Annotated in this window: 17 protein-coding genes and 1 riboswitch; of the genes, 4 read left to right on the top strand and 13 right to left on the bottom strand. The window is 44.5% G+C overall.

The window, feature by feature from the left end; translation table 11 throughout:
* Positions 1-56: 56 nt before the first annotated feature.
* A riboswitch (TPP riboswitch) is annotated at positions 57-151 on the bottom strand.
* A gap of 67 nt (positions 152-218) precedes the next feature.
* Together mfd and gldJ are read left to right on the top strand one after the other, a co-directional pair.
* Positions 219-3,563: a transcription-repair coupling factor gene (gene mfd / locus G9X62_RS01310; protein ID WP_223131022.1), complete on the top strand. Its 3,345-nt coding sequence runs from the start codon at positions 219-221 to the stop codon at positions 3,561-3,563.
* Between the two features lie 41 nt (positions 3,564-3,604).
* A complete protein-coding gene (gene gldJ, locus G9X62_RS01305) occupies positions 3,605-4,804 on the top strand; it encodes a gliding motility lipoprotein GldJ (protein ID WP_223131021.1) in 1,200 nt (399 codons plus the stop codon).
* 8 nt (positions 4,805-4,812) lie between these two features.
* Here gldJ and G9X62_RS01300 read toward each other — a convergent pair whose 3' ends face one another.
* Positions 4,813-5,481, bottom strand: a complete 669-nt coding sequence (locus G9X62_RS01300) for a ComF family protein (RefSeq protein WP_223131020.1) — start codon at positions 5,479-5,481, stop codon at positions 4,813-4,815.
* Positions 5,482-5,628: 147 nt separating this feature from the next.
* Between G9X62_RS01300 and fusA the strand changes: the two genes are divergently transcribed.
* Both fusA and G9X62_RS01290 read left to right on the top strand, forming a co-directional pair.
* Positions 5,629-7,722, top strand: a complete 2,094-nt coding sequence (gene fusA, locus G9X62_RS01295) for an elongation factor G (protein ID WP_223131019.1) — start codon at positions 5,629-5,631, stop codon at positions 7,720-7,722.
* 167 nt (positions 7,723-7,889) lie between these two features.
* Entirely contained in the window at positions 7,890-8,600 is a 711-nt protein-coding gene (locus G9X62_RS01290) for an ABC transporter ATP-binding protein (RefSeq protein ID WP_315857623.1), read from the top strand.
* Here the strand turns inward: G9X62_RS01290 and G9X62_RS01285 are convergent.
* The 12 genes from G9X62_RS01285 to purB all read right to left on the bottom strand — a co-directional run bounded on the left by G9X62_RS01285 (position 8,597) and on the right by purB (position 20,109).
* A complete protein-coding gene (locus G9X62_RS01285; protein ID WP_223131018.1) occupies positions 8,597-9,973 on the bottom strand; it encodes a Gfo/Idh/MocA family protein in 1,377 nt (458 codons plus the stop codon). The two genes, G9X62_RS01290 and G9X62_RS01285, sit on opposite strands and share 4 nt — an antisense overlap.
* A complete protein-coding gene (locus tag G9X62_RS01280) occupies positions 9,970-11,121 on the bottom strand; it encodes a Gfo/Idh/MocA family protein (protein ID WP_223131017.1) in 1,152 nt (383 codons plus the stop codon). Before G9X62_RS01280 ends, G9X62_RS01285 begins: the two co-directional genes overlap by 4 nt.
* Before the next feature lie 115 nt (positions 11,122-11,236).
* Entirely contained in the window at positions 11,237-11,590 is a 354-nt protein-coding gene (gene rplS, locus G9X62_RS01275; RefSeq protein WP_130894795.1) for a 50S ribosomal protein L19, read from the bottom strand.
* Positions 11,591-11,702: 112 nt separating this feature from the next.
* A complete protein-coding gene (gene trpA, locus G9X62_RS01270) occupies positions 11,703-12,482 on the bottom strand; it encodes a tryptophan synthase subunit alpha (protein WP_223131016.1) in 780 nt (259 codons plus the stop codon).
* 1 nt (position 12,483) lies between these two features.
* Positions 12,484-13,671, bottom strand: a complete 1,188-nt coding sequence (trpB, locus tag G9X62_RS01265; protein ID WP_223131015.1) for a tryptophan synthase subunit beta — start codon at positions 13,669-13,671, stop codon at positions 12,484-12,486.
* Positions 13,672-13,673: 2 nt separating this feature from the next.
* Positions 13,674-14,267, bottom strand: a complete 594-nt coding sequence (locus G9X62_RS01260) for a phosphoribosylanthranilate isomerase (RefSeq protein WP_223131014.1) — start codon at positions 14,265-14,267, stop codon at positions 13,674-13,676.
* 2 nt (positions 14,268-14,269) lie between these two features.
* Positions 14,270-15,052 (bottom strand): indole-3-glycerol phosphate synthase TrpC, encoded by a 783-nt coding sequence (gene trpC / locus G9X62_RS01255; RefSeq protein ID WP_223131013.1) that lies wholly within the window; start codon positions 15,050-15,052, stop codon positions 14,270-14,272.
* Between the two features lies 1 nt (position 15,053).
* Complete coding sequence (trpD, locus tag G9X62_RS01250; RefSeq protein ID WP_223131012.1) at positions 15,054-16,043, bottom strand: anthranilate phosphoribosyltransferase; 990 nt, start codon at positions 16,041-16,043, stop codon at positions 15,054-15,056.
* A gap of 2 nt (positions 16,044-16,045) precedes the next feature.
* Entirely contained in the window at positions 16,046-16,609 is a 564-nt protein-coding gene (locus tag G9X62_RS01245; protein WP_223131011.1) for an anthranilate synthase component II, read from the bottom strand.
* 4 nt (positions 16,610-16,613) lie between these two features.
* Entirely contained in the window at positions 16,614-18,023 is a 1,410-nt protein-coding gene (locus G9X62_RS01240; protein WP_223131010.1) for an anthranilate synthase component I family protein, read from the bottom strand.
* A 189-nt stretch (positions 18,024-18,212) separates the two neighbouring features.
* Positions 18,213-18,593 carry a VOC family protein gene (locus G9X62_RS01235; protein WP_223131009.1) on the bottom strand — a complete coding sequence of 127 codons (381 nt, stop codon included), beginning with the start codon at positions 18,591-18,593 and terminating at the stop codon, positions 18,213-18,215.
* A 160-nt stretch (positions 18,594-18,753) separates the two neighbouring features.
* Positions 18,754-20,109, bottom strand: a complete 1,356-nt coding sequence (purB, locus tag G9X62_RS01230; protein WP_130894786.1) for an adenylosuccinate lyase — start codon at positions 20,107-20,109, stop codon at positions 18,754-18,756.
* Positions 20,110-20,117 lie beyond the last annotated feature (8 nt).

The following is a 20,117-nucleotide window of genomic DNA, read 5'->3' as shown; positions in this document are numbered from 1 at the left end:
CTGTTATGATTCAACTTTTTAACCCTTACATTGACGATTTTTCTGAGTTTTCAGCGCTAAAAACTCGACAAAATCCCTTCGACGGCACTACCCGCATCAGGTTCAATGGGTATAATCTCAGCCTTTTTTAGAGGCACCCCTTTTTGTAGATGCACAAAGATACAAAATTTCCTACCTTTGCAAGCCCTACGTAAATTTTGTAGGGAATTTTTGCACGTATGATCGTCAAAGAATTTCTCAGTATCTACCAGAGTGACGGAATTGTCCAAAGCATTTCTGACAAGATAACTACGTCCAAACCGGGCGAATCCTTCCACCTGAAAGGCCTATGCGGCTCACTCGACACGGTTTTAATGTCAGCGCTGCTGAAAGAAAAGCAACCCTTCCTAATTCTTTGTGAGGAAAAAGAAGAAGCGCAATATGTCTATAATGACTTGCAGGCTTTGTTAGGCGACACGGCCGTGATCCTTTTTCCCATGTCTCACAAGAAGCCCTATGAATGGGAAGAAGTGGACAACGCGAACGTGTTATTACGGGCGGAAGTGCTGAATATATTAAGTAATTATTCGGGCCAAAGCCTTGCCATCGTTTCCTATCCCGCAGCGATGACCGAGAAGGTGATTAACCGAAAGTCTTTAGTCAAAAACACCTTATCCATCCGGGTAGGAGATAAAATCGATCGCAATTTCGTGGCAGAAACGCTGAACGAATACGATTTCGAACGAACGGATTTCGTCTACGAAGCGGGACAATATTCTGTACGTGGAGGTATCTTAGACGTCTTTTCGTATGCGGCGGAATACCCTTACCGCCTCGATTTCTTTGGCGATGAGGTCGATAGCATTCGAACCTTCCACCCAGAAACTCAGCTTTCCATCCAATCCGTTTCGGCCATGCACCTCATCCCTGATGTGCAAACGAAACTGATCCAAGAAACACGGGAATCCTTCTTCACTTTCTTGCCTGAAAACACGAAAATCTGGATCAAAGACCTGAGCATCTTGAGCGATGTGTTAACGGAAAATTTCGAAAAAGGGTCGATGGTCTATGAGGTCAATTCCTCGTCTGACATCAATCTATTAAACAAACCTGAAGAACGCTGGGAGACTGCAAAAACTAGTAGAAAGTCTTTGCAAGGCTTCGCCTGCATCGAATATGGTAAGCGGTCGCACCTGAAGAATTCGGAAACCATCGTGTTTCCTTCGAAGAATCCGGGTGCTTTCCAAAAGGACTTCGAGCGTCTAGCCACCACTTTATTAGACAACCAAACCCACGGTTTTCACAATATCATCAGTTCAGAATCCCCGCGGCAATTAGAACGCCTCGAGGTGATTTTTAACGAAATCAACACGAGTATTCAGTTCAAACCCTTGCAGATTTCCCTTCGCGAAGGTTTTGTGGACGAACAAACTAAGGTGGCCTTTTACCCGGACCACCAACTATTTGAACGCTACCACCGCTACAAGGAGAAGAACAAGTTCTCGAAGAACAAGGCCCTGACCTTAAAAGAATTACGTTCCCTACAGGTGGGTGATTTTGTCACGCACATCGATTACGGGATTGGTCGTTTTGCCGGATTAAATTTGGTAGAAACCGCGAACGGAGAGCAAGAAGTGATTCGCTTGATTTACCGTGACGACGATGTTTTATCGGTTTCAATTCATTCACTGCATAAAATCTCGAAGTACTCAGGAAAAGAAGGAGCCCCTCCCTCGATGTCAAAATTAGGTTCGCCTGATTGGGATAACAAGAAATCTCGGGTGAAGAAGCAGGTAAAAGATATTGCCAAAGAGCTCATTTCCCTTTATGCCAAACGCAAAAACGCTCCAGGCTTTGCCTTTTCTCCAGATACCTATTTACAAGCCGAATTAGAATCTTCCTTTCTATATGAAGATACACCCGATCAAGCGAAAGCGACCATTGACGTGAAAGCGGATATGGAGAAACCGCACCCAATGGACCGGTTGGTTTGTGGAGATGTGGGTTTTGGGAAGACGGAAATCGCCATTCGCGCTGCCTTCAAGGCCGTAGCGGATTCGAAGCAAGTGGCCGTTTTAGTGCCCACCACTGTGTTAGCAATGCAACATTACCGCACGTTTCACGATCGTTTAGCCGCATTCCCCTGCAAAGTGGAATACGTGAACCGATTCAAATCAACCAAACAAATCAACGAAACCCTGGCCCGCGTGGCGAGCGGAGAAACCGATATTTTGATTGGAACGCACCGTTTGGTAAACAAAGACGTGCATTTCAAGCAATTGGGCTTGATGATTATCGATGAAGAGCAGAAGTTTGGGGTGAAAGTAAAAGACCGCCTTAAAGAAATGCGCGTGGATGTGGATGTGTTGACTTTGACAGCCACCCCTATTCCTAGAACGCTTCATTTCTCTCTGATGGGAGCCCGCGATTTAAGTATCATCGCCACGCCTCCGCCTAATCGCCAGCCGGTTGAAACGAATTTAGTCGTCTTATCTGACGAAATTTTGCGCGATGGAGTAAGAGAGGAAATTAGTCGTGGGGGCCAAGTCTTCGTGGTCTACAACCGCATTGGAGAACTGGAAAGTATTGCGAACCGCATTTTGCGTTTAGTCCCAGATGCTAAAATCGCCGTTGCACACGGCCAAATGGAAGGCGATCAGCTCGAGAAAATTATGATGGGCTTCATCGAAGGCCACTACGACGTACTCGTGGCGACGAACATTATCGAATCCGGACTTGACATTCCGAATGCGAATACCATCTTCATTTTAAATGCCAATAATTTCGGACTTTCAGACCTCCACCAAATGCGGGGTCGCGTAGGCCGATCCAACAAAAAAGCCTATTGCTATTTAGCTACGCCATCTTTAGCAAATTTAACTAGCGATGCACGTAAGCGTTTGAGTGCCTTAGAGGAATTTTCCGATTTAGGAGATGGAATCAAAGTGGCGATGCGTGACTTGGATATTCGGGGTGCGGGAAATTTGCTAGGTGCCGAGCAAAGTGGCTTTATCAATGATTTGGGATACGATATGTACCACAAAATCCTGGATGAGGCGGTACAGGAATTGAAGGAAAACGAGTTCCGAAAACTATTCGAAGTCGATTTAGAGCAAGTGGCAGAAATGCTCAAAGTGGATTGTACAATCGAAACCGATTTGCGCGTTTTGATTCCTGAGGAATATGTCCAAAGCATCTCCGAACGTCTCGCCCTTTACACTCGTCTGGACGAAATCGAGGACGAAGAAACGCTGGCCAGCTTTATTAAAGAGATCAAAGACCGCTTTGGCGATTTACCGAACGAAGTTCAAGATATGATTGAATTAGTGAAGTGCAGATGGAAGGCTCAGGTTTTGGGAATTGAAAAAATCCTCTTGAAAAACAATAATCTAAAGTTCCATTTCGTTTCATCGGAGTCTGCTCGACCACTCGACCAAAACCTCATTGTGAAGGTTATTTCCTTCGTTAATAACAAAAAGGGTCTTTGCCAATTAAGAGAAAAAGCAGGAAAAATGATTCTCCAAATCGACAAGGTGAGTAGTATTCAAGAATTAAATACTATTTTAGTGGATATTTTAGGGTAATTAATACCTTTGTTAATTGATTCTATATTAAAGGAATATAAATGAGTACGAAATTAAGATTGATCCTAGGAGTACTTAGCTGTGTGTTTTTGCTCACCTCTTGCCCTAGCGGACTAAAGAATGGTAATCCGAACAGCCTGAAAGTGGGTAAGAAATCCACTGTTACGGGTTTGGCCTACAACAACAAAAAAGGGGGATTCCAAGTCAATAAATCCTACAAAGGACCTATCGTGGGACCTAATTTGGTCTTCATTGAAGGAGGTCGCGTTACCCTAGGTGGTGGCGAGGAAGACGTGATGAAGCGCAATGACAACCGTCAGCGTACCGTTACGATTCAATCCTTTTACATGGATGAAACGGAAATCTCCAACTTGCATTATTTAGAGTATTTAGATGCGATCAAGCGTGATTCTACCTTGAATGCGTATACTGCAGCCTTGCCTGATACCACGGTTTGGTTAGACGAATTAGCCTTCAATGATCCCTATGTAACCCATTATTTCCGCCACCCAGGTTTCCGCATGTACCCTGTGGTAGGTGTGACTTGGAAGCAAGCGAATGATTATGCTGCGTGGAGAACAGCAGTCGTAAATAAAAATGTGGCATTCCCGAAAGGAAAACCAAGAAATCGCAAGAATCCGATTGCTAACATGGAATCTGGTTTGATCTTACCGGAATACCGTCTGCCTACCGAAGCAGAATGGGAATATGCGGCGAAAGCGATGATTGGTACGCAGCAAGAGGATGAAAATCAAGAAAATCAACGTATTTACCCTTGGGATGGGCCTTCGATGCGCCAGCCTTTTGGTAGAACGCGTGGTCAGATGTTAGCGAATTACAAGCGTGGACGTGGAGATTATTCGGGTCTAGCGGGTCGTTCAAATGACGGTGCTATGATTACAGCCGAGGTTTACTCGTATCCTGCGAATGATTTTGGTCTATACAATATGGCTGGAAACGTGAACGAATGGACAATGGATACGTATCGTCCCTTGACTCTAGACGACGCAAACGATTTAAATCCAGCCCGTCGCAGTGAGGCACAAGATCCAGCAAAATTATACGATAAAGGTAATTCCTTAATTAACGATAATGCCAAAGTCTACAAAGGCGGCTCTTGGGCTGATGGCCCTTATTGGTTATCTCCAGGTACCCGTCGTTATTTAGACAAAAACGAATCTTCTTCTACCATCGGTTTCCGCTGCGCGATGTTCGCTCCAGGAAAACCAACAAAGCGATAGAAGTATACTCATTTTAAAGCAGCCAGCGCTAGGAAAGACAATTTCCCCGTGCTGGCTGCTTTTATTTTAGCCCCTGCCGCTAAAAATGTCGCGCCCGTCGTCAACGTATCGTCCACTAGCAAAATTCGCAAGCCGTCCAGTTCGCCTGGTCGCATGACTTCAAATACCTCCTCTAAAGTTTTATAACGCTCTGCTCGATTCAACCCGATCAACGACGAAACTTGTTTCGTTCTTAATAAATGCGTTTCAGAAATGGGAATGCCGGATGCGCGCGCGATCCCCTTTGCCACACATGCGGCTTGATTATAACCTCGTTCTTTCAGCCGAGAAGGATGTAGTGGCATTGGGATGAGCAAATCATATTCTTTAACCGAAAAGGACCGCCCTACACAACTCCCCAAATATTCGCCTAATCTTTCCTGCCCTATATACTTAATCTGGTGCAACAAATGTTGTACTTTTCCTCCCTCCGAAAACACATAATAGGCGTGCACGCGATCATACTCAATCAACCCGTCAAGCTTGTGAGAGATCCAATTAGGCTGTTCTAGGAATAATCCGGGGCTAGGTAGTTCGAATCGACAGCGGGTACAGATCCAATTTTCAGATCGAATAAGCACCTGATTGCAAGCAAAACAACATTTGGGATAAAGTAATTGTAAAAAGGCGTTAATCATTTTGAAAAAACTTTTGTATTTAACTAAGTTTCAGTAATTTTGCACCCCTAAACAAGTACTCGAACGAGAATGTAGTCCAAGTACTTGATAATTAACAAACGATTCACAAACGGATTAAAAAAATCATTTCATAATTAACCTTTTAAAATGGCACGCGATTTAAAATTCACTAGAAACATCGGTATTGCTGCGCACATTGATGCGGGTAAAACTACCACTACGGAACGTATCCTGTATTATGCAGGGGTTTCCCACAAAATTGGTGAGGTACACGATGGTGCGGCAACAATGGACTGGATGGAGCAAGAGCAAGAGCGTGGTATCACGATCACTTCGGCTGCAACGACAGTAGGTTGGAAATACCGCGATCAAGATTACCACATCAACATTATCGATACTCCAGGTCACGTTGACTTTACAGTAGAGGTAAACCGTTCATTACGTGTATTAGATGGTCTAGTATTTTTATTCTCTGCAGTAGATGGTGTTGAGCCTCAATCAGAGACTAACTGGCGTTTAGCGAATAACTACAACGTAGCACGTATCGGTTTCGTTAACAAAATGGACCGTTCAGGTGCTGATTTCTTAAACGTGTGTAAGCAAGTGAAAGAAATGTTAGGTAGCTACGCAGTGCCTTTGCAATTGCCTATCGGAGCTGAAGAAGGATTCGAAGGGGTAGTTGACTTAGTTAACTTCCGTGGTATCAAATGGAACGAGGCAGATAAAGGAATGACATTCACTGAGGTGCCTATCCCAGATGATATGTTAGAAGAGGCGACTGAATACCGTGAGAAATTATTAGAAGCAGTAGCTGAGTTTGATGAGTCTTTGATGGAGAAATACTTCGAAGATCCAGCGTCTATCTCAGAAGATGAAATCTTAGCCGCTTTACGTGCAGCTACGATCTCTATGAAAATCGTTCCAATGCTTTGTGGTTCATCTTTCAAAAACAAAGGTGTTCAAACAATGTTGGATTATGTAATGGCTATCTTGCCATCACCAATGGATAAAGAAGGTGTTCGTGGAACTCACCCAGATACGGGCGAAGAGATTTTACGTAAGCCAAGTGAGACTGAGCCATTCGCGGCTTTGGCCTTTAAAATTGCAACTGACCCTTACGTAGGTCGTTTATGTTTCATCCGTGCTTATTCAGGTGGATTAGATTCAGGTTCTTATGTATTGAACAACCGTTCAGGAAATAAGGAACGTATCTCTCGTATCTTCCAAATGCACGCGAACAAGCAAAACTCTATCGAGCGTTTAGGTGCTGGTGATATTGGTGCGGTAGTAGGTTTCAAAGACATCAAAACGGGTGATACTCTTTCTGATGAGAAACACCCTATCGTATTAGAAGCAATGGACTTCCCAGAGCCAGTTATCGGGTACGCTATCGAGCCTAAGAAAACGGCTGATGCAGACAACTTCTCTAAAGCGATCACTAAATTGATCGAAGAAGATCCAACTCTACAAGTTGAATCTAACGAAGAGACTGGTCAAACGATCATCAAGGGTATGGGTGAGCTTCACTTAGAGATCATTATCGACCGTATGCGTCGTGAGTTCAAGGTAGAAGTAAACCAAGGTGCTCCTCAAGTAGCTTACAAAGAGTCTTTAACTAAGACAACCGAACACCGTGAGGTTTACAAGAAACAATCAGGTGGTCGTGGTAAGTTTGCTGATATCGTATTTGAAATCGGACCAAGAGAAGATGACAAACCAGGTTTAGAGTTCGTTAACAATATCGTGGGTGGTGTGATTCCTCGTGAATTCATTCCAGCTATCCAAAAAGGTTTCGAAGAAGCAATGAAAAATGGTGCTTTGGCTGGATACCCAATGGATTCAATGAAAGTTCGTTTATTCCACGGATCTTTCCACGATGTCGATTCAGATTCATTATCATTTGAATTAGCTGCTCGTATGGGTTACAAAGAATCAGCAAAACAAGCTGGTGCTAAGTTAATGGAGCCTATCATGGCCGTTGACGTTGTTACTCCAGACGAATATACTGGACCTATCACAGGTGACTTAAACCGTCGTCGTGGTATCATGAAAGGTATGGATTCTCGTCAAGGAGCCGTTATCTTGAAGGCTGATGTGCCTCTTTCTGAATTATTCGGTTACGTAACAGATTTACGTACGATGTCTTCAGGACGTGCAACAGCATCGTTAACGTTCTCTCACTACGAATTCGTTCCGCAAAACATCGCTGACGAAGTAGTTAAGAAAGCAAAAGGATTGTAAGATTCTTTGAAGATAGAGAAAAGCCCGAGCGATTTGTTCGGGCTTTTTTTATGCCAAAACCTCTCATCCTTCCCACGCTCAATTCATCCTCCCCCGCTATCTTTTGTCTAAAAAGGAGAATTGTTTCCTAGAATGGATGTATTTTTGAGTTCATTAATTTGATTGCTATGACTAAAATTATCGAGACCCAATCTATTTCAAAACGTTACGTGATGGGCGAAGAAATCATTGACGCCCTAAAGGACATCAATATTTCGGTAAACAAAGGAGAATACGTGGCTTTTATGGGTCCATCTGGTTCTGGCAAATCCACTTTAATGAACATTGTAGGCTGCTTAGATACGCCTTCTACAGGCAAATATATCTTGAATGGACAAGATGTATCTGAGATGTCAGAAAATGAATTAGCGGCGGTAAGAAACAAGGAAATCGGTTTTGTTTTCCAAACCTTTAACCTACTACCCCGCCAATCAGCACTTGAAAACGTAGCCTTGCCTCTAATCTATGCAGGATACACCAAGAAAGAACGCACAGAAATCGCGATGAACGCGTTAAAAGGAGTAGGACTAGACAACCGCGCCTTACACAAGCCGAACGAGCTTTCAGGGGGACAAAGACAGCGTGTAGCCGTAGCTCGTGCTTTAGTGAATGACCCTTCGATCTTATTAGCCGATGAACCTACTGGTAACTTAGATACCAAAACCTCGTATGAGATCATGGATCTCTTCGATCAATTGCACAAAAAAGGCAATACCATCGTCATGGTTACCCACGAAGACGATATTGCCCAATATGCCCACCGTATCATTCGTTTGCGCGATGGAGTCGTTGAATCTGACACCATCAACAAGAACGTTAGAAAGGTTGAAAAAATCTAAAACTTAATCCGATCCGTTCCGTATGGAGCACGCTGTGCTCTACGTAACCAAGTATTCGCTTCCGCATCATTTACAAAGTGTTCCTTCGTAGGATCCCATTGCAATTTGCGTGGTATTTTCATCGCTACGTGCGTGATCAAACAAACCGTACAAGCGCGGTGCCCTATCTCAATCGGAGAAATCGGCTCCTTACGTGACTCGATACAATCTAACCAGTTACCGTGTTGATCTTCCGAATGATACAAGTGTGTTTCTTTCTCGCCGATTACGGATTGCAAAATCTTCGGATCAGACGCATCTAAGGCTTTAGAACGCACTTTCGCCGTTGGATCACTAGGTGTTGCTGCATAATCGCCGCGCGAAACAAAAATCCATCCTTCTGACCCTTCGTAGCGAATACCGTTTTGGTAACCTCCTGAAGTGTACATCGTGATTCCGTTAGCATATTCCGCTTTCGACATAAAGTCTCCGTGTACATTCCAAAGGCCTGACTTCGGGAACTCCGCCACCGCTTCTACTGAAATAGGACCTGTTAATTCGGTATCCATTCCCCAAGCAGCGGAATCATAGTGGTGCTGACCCCAACCGGTAATCATTCCCGCTCCAAATTGCTCCATACGCAACCAACCCGGGCGATCGTAGCCTTTTTGTGGATGCACCGCAATTTCCGTGTAAGCCATTTCTGGGGTAGAGCCTAACCACATGTCGAAATTGAATCCTTTCGGCACCGGCATCGCTGGGGCAGGAGGTCCCGAAGGATCGCCTGGCAAACCGATTTTCACCGTATGTAATTTTCCGATACGTCCGTTGCGCACTAATTCGGCAGCAATTCTAAATTGAGAAGTAGAGCGCTGTTGCGTTCCTACTTGCAGAATGCGACCCGTTTTCTTAATCACATTAGCCAATTGACGACCTTCGTGAATGGTCAGAGAGGTAGGTTTTTGCAAGTAAATATCTTTCCCTGCTAGGGCCGCTTCCATCGCTGGTTGTGCATGCCAGAAATCCGGCGTACTAATCATCACCGCATCAATGTCCTTATTTAAAAGCATCTCGCGGTAATCATCGTACATCTTCACATCGATGTAATTCGATTGACCTGTTTTCTTCGTGTAGTATTCTTCGACTAATTGCTTCGTCTCCTCGGTACGGTGGCGATCTAAATCACAAACCGCCATGATACGCGCCTTGTCGTGCTTCCAGGTGCCGGGCAAATCGTGGGTGCGCGCGATGCGTCCACAGCCGATTTGGGCGATGTTGATTTTGTTGCTAGGGGCATCCTTTCCGCCTAACACATTTGCTGGAACGATGGTAGGGAAACCGAATGTGCCCACAGCACCTAGTGCTAGGTTATTGATAAATTTTCTCCGTTTCATGCTTTGATCGATATGTTAGTTGCATTTTTCTGCGCAATTAAGGCTAATTCCGTAGACAAGAAACAATGCGCTTGAGTCATCGCCGTCTCCGTCCTATTCAGTACATCATTCACGAGTAATTCACCATGTGGCAGGTTGACATCCTTGCAATCGATATATACCGTTTCTTTATTCGTCACCACGTATAAATGGCTTCCTGTTCCATGTGGAGAGGCGATATCCGTATTTTTTCGTACTTCCATATAACCATCTGTTCCTAAGATGGTCAGTCTACCGTCGCCCCAGGTATTTAAGCCGTCAGGCGTAAACCAGTCTACCCGAATATAGCCAGAGCCTTTATTGCTTCGAAGCATCAAATCTCCAAAATCTTGGAATTTAGGGTATTGTGGATGATGGTGATTGGCGATTTGGGAAGCAACTACTTCTCCTTGCGTCGAACCCGTAAAATGTAAGAATTGATCTACCTGGTGGGAAGCAATATCCGTGATAATTCCTCCGTAATATTTCGTGTCAAAAAACCAATCAGGACGAGAATTCACACTCATTCTGTGAGGTCCTGTTCCTAAGGTTTGCATCACTTTACCTATTTTTCCTGAGGCCACTAACTGACTCGCAAGCTCGGTTGCTTTGTTTTCAAAACGCTCACTGAATGAAATCGAATAGATTCGCTTCGTTTCTTGTTGAACCTTACGAACCTCTGCTAATTGTTCCAAACTAATGATTCCTGGCTTATCCACCATATAATCTTTCCCATGCTGCATCACACGTATTCCTAAAGGAGCGCGTTCGTTAGGCGTAATGGAGCTAAGGACTAATTTGATGGAAGGATCTTCTAAGACCTCGGCCTCGCTTTTCACCAGTTTGGCTTGTGGATAACGTTTGGCAAAATCTTTAATTAAATCCGGTTCCTTCGCATAATAAGAGACAAACTCCCCACCACCCCGAATGATGGAGTTCGCCATGGAATAGATATGTCCATGATTGATTCCCACCACCCCAAATTTTAAACGCGGCGCAATGATGCGTTCAGGTGTTGCAGGTGCAAAAGTCTTGGTGGCGTCTTTTAAAGAACTAGGCAAAAAGGCCATACCGCCTAACATACTTGCATTGTGCAAGAATTCGCGGCGATTCGAAGCATTGGTTTTCATTTCAATAGGTTTATTTACCTACAAAAGTAAAATTCTAGCTGAGATTACTGACATATGGCCATAAAAAAAGCTGCTCATTTCTGAACAGCTCTCTTCTATATAAAAAATTTCAAACCTATTTTTTCTTCTCTTTAACACGAGCCGCTTTTCCTTGCTTACCACGCATGTAATATAAACGTGCACGACGTACTTTACCACGACGTAATACTTCAATTTTGTCGATGTTTGGTGACAAGATTGGGAAAATACGCTCAACACCGATACCGTTAGAGATCTTACGAACTGTGAAAGACTCACCAGCACCAGAATTTTTACGTTGGATAACTAAACCTTGGAAAACCTGGATACGCTCTTTGTTACCTTCACGAATTTTCACGTGTACGTTAACTGTGTCTCCTGCAGCGAATTCAGGGTGTTCTCCTCTACGTGCTGCGTTTTCTTGCTCTACGAATTTAATTAAATCGCTCATCTGAACTAATTTTTATTTGATGATAATCAGCGCTTAGCGGCCCACTTGTGCATAAGATCGTCTGATTGGGGTTGCAAAGATAGGAAAAATATTTCTTTCCAAAAACATTTGCTTAGTTTTTACCTTTAATCGACTGCACAAAGGCAACGATCTCAGCGCTAAGGTCTTTCGCCTGCGCGATCATCTTCACAAAAGCACTACCAATGATGGCTCCAGACGCATTTTTAGATGCTTTCAAAAAGCTCTCGTGGTCTGAGATTCCAAAACCAATCAAACGAGGGTTTTGTAAATTCATAGATGCAATCCGGGAGAAATAAACTTCCTGATCAGCAGAAATACCTGTTTTTGCCCCTGTCGTACTTGCAGAAGAGACCATGTAAATGAATCCTTTTGAAACTGAATCAATGTGGCGAATACGCTCATCGTTGGTTTGCGGGGTGATCAATAAGATATTGTATAAGCCGTATTTCTCAAAGATGGCTTTGTAGGATGCCTCGTATTCTACCATAGGCAGGTCTGGTAAAATCAATCCATCCACGCCTACTTCCGCGCATTTCGCACAAAAAGCCTCCACGCCGTATTGTAAAACGGGATTAATATAACCCATCAAAAGAACGGGTACCGTGATTGTTTGACGCATGTCTTTCAATTGCTCGAAAAGATGTGCCACACTCATTCCTTGTTCTAAAGCGGCTTGATTCGATAGCTGGATCGTTTCCCCATCGGCCACTGGATCAGAATAAGGCATTCCTACCTCAATAATATCGACGCCTCCTGCTTGCAGCGCGTTCAAAACGGTCATCGTATCCTCCAAACGAGGAAAACCAGCCGTGGTATATACATTTAAAATAGGCTCAGTCGCCTTGGAGAATAGAGCTGAAATTCTGTTCATCTTAGTCATTCAATTTTAAACGGTTTTGGTAAGTCGCTAAATCTTTGTCCCCTCTTCCGGAAACATTAACGACTACAATTTCATTCGGCTTAGCTTGCAATCTTTCGAATACGGCCAAAGCATGTGCCGTCTCTAAAGCCGGAATAATTCCCTCTAATTGGGAGCATTCCACAGCAGCCACTAAGGCCTCCTCATCAGTTACCCCATAAAAAGTGGCGCGTCCTGATTCGAACAAATGCGCGTGCATAGGCCCAATTCCAGGATAATCTAAGCCGGCAGAGATCGAATAAGGTTCGATCACCTGGCCATCTTCGGTTTGCATCGATAAACTCTTGCTACCATGTAGCACGCCCGGCTTTCCTAAGAAAGTCGTCGCAGCTGAATGGCCAGAATTTACACCTAAACCTGCAGCCTCCGCTGCGATCAATGCCGTGCGTGGCTCGTCTAAGAAATGGTAAAACGCACCAGCCGCATTAGATCCACCACCCACACACGCAATCACGTAGTCGGGGTAATCGCGGCCTTCTTTCTCTTGTAATTGGAAACGGATCTCCTCCGAAATAACCGCTTGAAAACGAGCGACCATGTCCGGGTAAGGATGGGGTCCCACCACCGAACCGATGATGTAATGGGTATCTACCGGATGATTAATCCAGTGGCGCATCGCCTCATTGGTGGCGTCTTTCAAGGTTTTTGAACCGGATGTTGCCGGCACTACGTGAGCACCTAACATCCGCATACGCGCCACGTTAGGGGCTTGTCTTTCGATGTCGATGGCACCCATGTAGACGATACATTCCATACCCATCAAGGCACAAACCGTGGCTGTGGCCACGCCGTGTTGTCCAGCACCTGTTTCTGCGACGATTTTTGATTTCCCAAGGCGTTTCGCAACGAGGATTTGGCCAATCGTATTATTAATCTTGTGTGCACCGGTGTGACACAAATCTTCGCGCTTTAAATAGATATTCGTGTTGTATTTCCCAGACAAACGCTCCGCCTTGAAAAGCGGCGTAGGACGACCCACGTAATCCTTTAATAAGGCGTGGAATTCTTCCTGAAAAGAGGGTTCCGCGATAATGTCTAAATAGCGGGAACGTAATTCCTCGACATTCGGGTATAACATTTCTGGAATAAAGGCCCCGCCAAAATTCCCGTAATACCCACGCTCATCTACATTAAATGACATATTTATAGCTGTTTTACTAGTTCTTTCACTTGCTCGACATCCTTAAATGCAGGACGTATTTCGAGTTTACTATTAAAGTCCAAAGCATATAAGCCCGGAAAATCCTTCACCTTTTCCACATCCCTAGCCTGCAATCCGCCTGCTAAAATATAGGGGATATCCAATTTATAATGCGTTAATAGTGACCAATCAAAATGTTCACCCGTTCCACCTACCTGAGCCCCTTTTTTCGTATCAAACAAATAAAAATCAGGCTGGTCTGTTAGATCGAGATCTTTCGCTGAGCCCACGCTAATCGCCTTGATGACCTGTAATCCGGCGGCTTGTAAGGCTTCTATTTCTGTTTGGCCCTCTTCTCCGTGCAATTGCACGACCGAGAAGCCAGCATTTTTAGACAAAGCGATAATGTTGTCAGTCGTTTCGTTGACAAACACGCCTACCGCCTTCGTTTTTTCAGGCAAAGCCGGAATGATAAAGTCTTGTCCTACGTAGCGTGGCGATTTAGGTGCCCAAATAAAGCCCATAAAGTTTGGCCCTAAAGCGGCCACTTCTTGGATATTTTCGGGTTCCCGCATGCCACATACTTTCCACTTCATACCTAGTTGATAAAGTCGCTTAAGGCTTTTCCTGGGTTATCGGTCTTCATAAAGCTTTCGCCTATCAAGAAACCTCGGTAACCGTAGGTCTTTAATTCCGCAATGATCTCCGGCCCGGAAATGCAACTTTCCGAAACCTTGACGAATTGGGACGGTATTTTGGATGCCAAAACTTTAGAGGCCTCCACATTTTGTTCCGAGAAATTCTTCAAATTCCGGTTATTCACTCCTACCACGGAAATATAGTCTCCCAGCGAACGATCCAATTCTTCTTGATCGTGCACCTCGAGCAAGGTTTCCATACCTAATGAACGCGCTAGGGTTCCTAATGTTTTGATTTCGGCAGGACTTAAAGCCGCCGCAATCAAGAGCACCACGTCCGCACCCATGGACTTCGCTTCGATGATTTGGTATTCATCGATCATAAAGTCTTTGCGCAAAATAGGCGTATTCGGGTTCGTGCGTCTAGCTAAGTCGAAATCAGCATAGGTTCCTCCAAAATAGGATTCATCCGTCAACACCGATAAACAGGCCGCACCCGCTTCCACATAGCCTTTTGTCACCACATCCACACCCATACGGTCATTGATGATGCCTTTCGAGGGAGATTTACGCTTGAATTCAGCAATGACTCCCGTGGAAGCCGGCTGAACTAAAGACATCGATAAAGAATGACAAGCGCGCGCGAAAAAACCTTGTTTTTCGAGCTGAGCAGTCGTGGTGCGCGCTTTGCAAGCGGCAACTTCCTGTCTTTTGGTGGCTATGATTTGGTCTAATATGCTCATCTTAATCCATTATAAATTTCTTGAAAGCTTGGAAAGCACGACCACTTTCTAAGGATTCCTTCGCTAAAGCATATCCTTCCACTAGGCTTCCTGCCTTGCCTGCGACAAACAAACCAGCTCCCGCATTCGCTAAAACCGCTTGCGTTTGTGCTGGCGTGCCTTCGCGCTGCAATATTCTGTACAACATATTCGCAGATGCCTCCGCCGTAGAACCACCAAACAATTCGGATTGTGCCACCACTTCGCAGCCAATATCTCCAGGATTGTAAATCGAAGCTCCATCAGCAGTGGTTAAACGGAACGCAGAGGTTAGCGAGATTTCGTCGTAACCATCTTCCGCATAAACGATGCCGTATTGTTTGCCTGAACCGGCAAAAAATCCTTCATACAAGGCAAACGCTTCTGGCGAATAGACGCCGGAGATTTGCTTGTTGACTTTGGCAGGATTCAATAAAGGTCCTAACAAATTGAAGAAAGTCTTCATCCCCAATTCCTTGCGGATAGGGCCCACGAAGCGCATCGCTGGGTGAAAAAGTGGCGCGTGCAAGAAGCACATCCCCGCTGTTTCCATCTTGCGTTTCAAGATCTTCGGATCATTATTGAATTTCAACCCCAAAAACTCCAACACCGTCGACGACCCTACCGAAGAGGAAACGCCATGATTGCCGTGTTTGGCGATTTTTTGGCCGGCACCCACAATGATGAAAGAGGACGTCGTCGAAATGTTAAAGGTATCTTTCCCATCTCCACCCGTTCCACACACATCCATCGCATCAAATTCCGAAAGATCCACCGTGATAGCTAGTTCCATCATCGCTGAAACAAACCCTTTCAGCTCATCGACTTGAATCGGATTGAACCAATAAGAGGATAAAAATGCGGCGATTTGACTTGGATTTATTTCTCCTTGCCCAATACGCAGCAATATCTCTCTTGCATCGTTTTCTGATAACGCTTCTCCCGCTGCCCGTCTATTTAATATATCTTTCATTCTTATTTCATCCAATTTTTAATCATTTGCAATCCATGCTGCGTCAAAAACGCCTCCGGGTGGAATTGCACCCCGCGCACATCGTATTTTGAATGCGCCTCCGCTAACACAAAACCTTTGTCATCTTGCGCTTTAATCTTTAAGTCACTTGGCATCGTCGATGGAACGACCGTCCACGAGTGGTAGCGGCACACATCGAAGCGAGAGGGAATATCTAAGAACAAACGTTCCGTAGGATCCGTCACCACGCATTCGGTCGTCACCCCATGTAACACCTCGCCCATATTACTTAGTTGGGAGCCAAAAGCCTCCGCAATTGCTTGGTGTCCTAGGCAGACGCCTAGAATTTTTTTGGTCGACTTATATTCCTTCAATAAATCCATCATAATTCCTGCTTCCGACGGAATCCCTGGACCCGGCGACAACAAGATTTGATCGTATTTACCCACTTCCTCTAGGGAAATTTTATCATTGCGAAACACGTCCACCTCTGTGCCTAATTCCTTCAACAGGTAGACCAAATTGTACACAAAGGAATCGTAATTATCTATCACTAAAACTTTCATATCCTTAGGCTAAATTTTCTGCTACCTCTAATGCTCTGCGCAAGGCGGCTAGTTTATTGTGAATTTCCTGCATCTCACTTTCCACCACGGACTTCGCGACTACGCCCATTCCGGCTTGGAAAAACAAGGTGTCTCCTTTACTCAAAAACGTACGAATCGCGATGGCGTGATTGAAATTACCCTCGAAATCCATAAATCCGATCGCCCCGCCATAAATAGCCCGATTTGTGGGCTCCAAGCGGTTAATAATCGTCATCGCATTGTGTTTAGGCGCACCACTTAAAGTGCCTGCCGGGAATGTATCCGCTACCATTTGCAAGGGATTCACGCCCTTTTGCAAGTGCCCTGTCACTTTAGAAACTAAGTGAATCACGTGCGAGAAGAATTGAACCTCCTTGAACGTCTCCACTTTCACATTATCGGCAGAACGACTTAAATCGTTCCGAGCTAAATCCACTAACATCACGTGCTCCGCCGATTCTTTCGGATCCGCGATCAAGGCCTGGGCTAATTCCGCATCGCGCGCATCATCGCCTGAACGTCTAAATGTTCCTGCAATCGGATGAATCTCCGCAACGGAACCATCAATCTTAATTTGCTTCTCAGGAGAAGCTCCAAAAATCCGGTATTCTTCGTAATCAAAATAGAACAAATAGGGCGACGGGTTCACCGAGCGAAGGGCACGGTAGACTTGAAAATCATCGCCTTGGAATTTTTGGGCAAAACGTCTGGAAGGTACGATTTGGAAAACGTCCCCACGCAAACAGTGTTTGATACAGGTATTGACAATTTCGCGTGTTTGGTCTTCCGTTAAATTACTGATCTCCTCCCCTTGACGAGCGAAAGACGCAGTCGCATAATGCGGCATGTCTAACAGGTACGTAATGGTATCAAAGCTAGGCTCAGAACCATCGTAGCTATGAGCGTAGAGGCTCATTTGGTTGTTAAAATGATTCACCGCCACTACGTAACGGTACACATAATAACGAATAGACGGGATTGCTGATTCCGGATTTTTAGCCTGAATATCGATATCTTCGAAATAGGTTACCGCATCATAGGAGATATGGCCAAAAAGCCCGTTCGCCATGGGAGAATCTACCTTTTCTTTCTTAAAATCAAATCGATCCGCAAAGCTCTTCAACGCCGCTACCGCATCGTGGCGATTCGCTAAAGTGAAATTCTCTTGCGTTCCGTCTGGAAAAGTTTGGGTGACTTTCGAATCCGTCAATTCGAAGCGCGCCACGGGATCAAAAGCAATGTGCGAAAAGCCATGCTCCTTGCCGTGGTAATCTGCCGATTCTAAAATGACAGAGTTCTTATAGTTTTTGCGAATCTTCAAAAAGATTCCAATTGGCGTCAGCGTATCTGCCAAAAGTGTTTTCCGTGAAGTTCGTATATTTATGCTAGACATGTTTCAAAGGGCAAAATTAATAAAAAAAGGCTTACTGTTGAACAGCAAGCCTTTAGTAAACATATCATGTACACACAGCGAAACTGTTCAGGGATTGTTATCCTTGCCACCAGTTTTTGTTGTATGTTGCTTTTGTCATTGTGTTGTTATTTGATACAAATGTAGAGGGAAATCAGTAAAATCAAAATTTTAACCGATCAAATCCCATAAATTTCCATATAAATCGGCGAATACGAGCACTTTACCATATTCTTCCTCGCTCGGACCGCGTACAATCGTAATGCCCTGAGCGATCAAATTCGCATGATCCCTTTCAAAATCATCCGTATGCAAGAACAGAAATACGCGTCCACCCGTTTGATTGCCTACTCTTGATTTTTGCTCGTCTGTCGCTGCTTTTGCCAGCAATAATTGACAAGAACCTTCGCCAGATGGTTGAACTAGTACCCAACGCTTCACATCACTCAAAACGGTGTCCTCGATTAGAGTGAAACCTAATTTCTGAGTGTACCAAGCGATGGCTTCGTCATAATCGGCTACCACGAGGGCGATGTGCATTAAACGGTTCATTTCAGTAGTCAGTAATCAGTAGTCGGTAATCAGTAGTCGGTAAACAGTATCCAGTAGTCTGGAGGGAAACATTCACCACTTACCATTCACCATCTCTACTCTCTACTCTCTACTCTATTATCTATAATCTTATCAGTATTCAGTAATCAGGGGTTGCGGCTTAATTTTCGTCGCGGCCTACAAAGTTAAATGGTGAGATTAATTTCAATTCTGCCTTGATCGCATCCGAAACGGCTAAGCCATCAATGAATGCGTGGAAAACAGCTTGATCAATCTTTCCATGGTGGCGTGTCAAATCTTTCAAGGCCTCATAAGGCTTAGGGAAAGCTTCGCGGCGCAATACGGTTTGGATCGCTTCTGCGATAACCACCCAGTTATCTTCTAAATCCTGTTGGATTTTGCTATTATTCAATTCTAACTTACCCAAACCACGTTGCAAGGAATTCAACGAAATCACGACGTGCGCCAAAGGCGTTCCCACGTTACGCAACACCGTCGAATCCGTCAAATCACGTTGTAAACGCGAGATCGGAAGCTTCGCAGACAAGAATTCAAAGAAGGCATTTGCCATGGCTAAATTACCCTCTGCGTTTTCAAAGTCAATCGGATTTACCTTGTGAGGCATCGCGGATGAACCAATCTCTCCTGCTTTAATTTTTTGCTTGAAATACCCCATCGAGATGTATTGCCAAATATCTCTCGACAAGTCAATCAAAATCGTATCTAAACGCTTTAAGCCATCGAAATAGGCTGCTAAATTATCGTAATGCTCGATTTGAGTCGTGTATTGACTACGCTTGATACCTAAATCGGCATGCAATTTCGCTGCAAATTGTGGCCAATTAATCTCTGGGAATGACACCTGGTGCGCATTGAAATTACCGGTCGCTCCACCAAATTTTCCCGTAAAAGGAACTTGCGCTAACAGGTCTAATTGACGATTCAATCGTTCTACGAAAACCTTAATTTCTTTTCCTAAACGCGTAGGAGAAGCGGGTTGTCCGTGGGTGTGAGCTAATAACGGAATTTCTTTCCACTCCGTCGCGTAGGCATCTAAAGTAGCTACTACTGCTTGGTAGGCTGGCAAAATTACCTCGCGATGAGCTTCAGCGATCGATAATGGAATCGCTGTATTGTTAATATCTTGAGACGTTAAACCAAAGTGAATGAACTCCACAAAGGGGCTCATATCGCCAGGAAGTGCAAGCATTCGGTCTTTGATAAAATATTCTACCGCCTTTACGTCATGGTTTGTCACCTTTTCGGTATCCTTGATCCACGTCGCATCCGCCTCCGTGAAATTCGTATACATGGAGCGCAATGCCGCATAATGTTCCTTAGGGAATCCTTTTAAGGGAGCCAAAGGAATCTCGCACAAGGCAATAAAGTATTCAATTTCAACACGCACTCGGTATTGGATCAATCCAAATTCAGAAAAATAAGGAGCAAGTGCGGCGGTTTGTTTGCGGTAACGACCATCAACCGGAGAAATGGCAGTCAATAAATTTAATTCCATGCGATCTT

It is taken from the genome of Aquirufa lenticrescens (assembly GCF_019916085.1).
Classification (GTDB): Bacteria; Bacteroidota; Bacteroidia; order Cytophagales; family Spirosomataceae; genus Aquirufa; species Aquirufa lenticrescens.
The sequence above is the reverse complement of the archived record's forward strand: the minus strand, read 5'-3'. Positions and strand labels throughout refer to the sequence as shown.

Bases quoted from the DNA above. Each gene is read 5' to 3' on its own strand.
- trpB (WP_223131015.1), bottom strand. From the start codon at position 13,671: ATGTCATTTAATGTAGATGAGCGTGGGTATTACGGGAATTTTGGCGGG.
- trpA (WP_223131016.1), bottom strand. From the start codon at position 12,482: ATGAACAGAATTTCAGCTCTATTCTCCAAGGCGACTGAGCCTATTTTA.
- G9X62_RS01280 (WP_223131017.1), bottom strand. From the start codon at position 11,121: ATGAAAACCAATGCTTCGAATCGCCGCGAATTCTTGCACAATGCAAGT.
- trpC (WP_223131013.1), bottom strand. From the start codon at position 15,052: ATGAGCATATTAGACCAAATCATAGCCACCAAAAGACAGGAAGTTGCC.
- rplS (WP_130894795.1), bottom strand. From the start codon at position 11,590: ATGAGCGATTTAATTAAATTCGTAGAGCAAGAAAACGCAGCACGTAGA.
- trpD (WP_223131012.1), bottom strand. From the start codon at position 16,043: ATGAAAGATATATTAAATAGACGGGCAGCGGGAGAAGCGTTATCAGAA.
- purB (WP_130894786.1), bottom strand. From the start codon at position 20,109: ATGGAATTAAATTTATTGACTGCCATTTCTCCGGTTGATGGTCGTTAC.
- G9X62_RS01240 (WP_223131010.1), bottom strand. From the start codon at position 18,023: ATGTCTAGCATAAATATACGAACTTCACGGAAAACACTTTTGGCAGAT.
- G9X62_RS01290 (WP_315857623.1), top strand. From the start codon at position 7,890: ATGACTAAAATTATCGAGACCCAATCTATTTCAAAACGTTACGTGATG.
- G9X62_RS01285 (WP_223131018.1), bottom strand. From the start codon at position 9,973: ATGAAACGGAGAAAATTTATCAATAACCTAGCACTAGGTGCTGTGGGC.
- gldJ (WP_223131021.1), top strand. From the start codon at position 3,605: ATGAGTACGAAATTAAGATTGATCCTAGGAGTACTTAGCTGTGTGTTT.
- G9X62_RS01245 (WP_223131011.1), bottom strand. From the start codon at position 16,609: ATGAAAGTTTTAGTGATAGATAATTACGATTCCTTTGTGTACAATTTG.
- G9X62_RS01300 (WP_223131020.1), bottom strand. From the start codon at position 5,481: ATGATTAACGCCTTTTTACAATTACTTTATCCCAAATGTTGTTTTGCT.
- G9X62_RS01235 (WP_223131009.1), bottom strand. From the start codon at position 18,593: ATGAACCGTTTAATGCACATCGCCCTCGTGGTAGCCGATTATGACGAA.
- fusA (WP_223131019.1), top strand. From the start codon at position 5,629: ATGGCACGCGATTTAAAATTCACTAGAAACATCGGTATTGCTGCGCAC.
- mfd (WP_223131022.1), top strand. From the start codon at position 219: ATGATCGTCAAAGAATTTCTCAGTATCTACCAGAGTGACGGAATTGTC.
- G9X62_RS01260 (WP_223131014.1), bottom strand. From the start codon at position 14,267: ATGAAGTGGAAAGTATGTGGCATGCGGGAACCCGAAAATATCCAAGAA.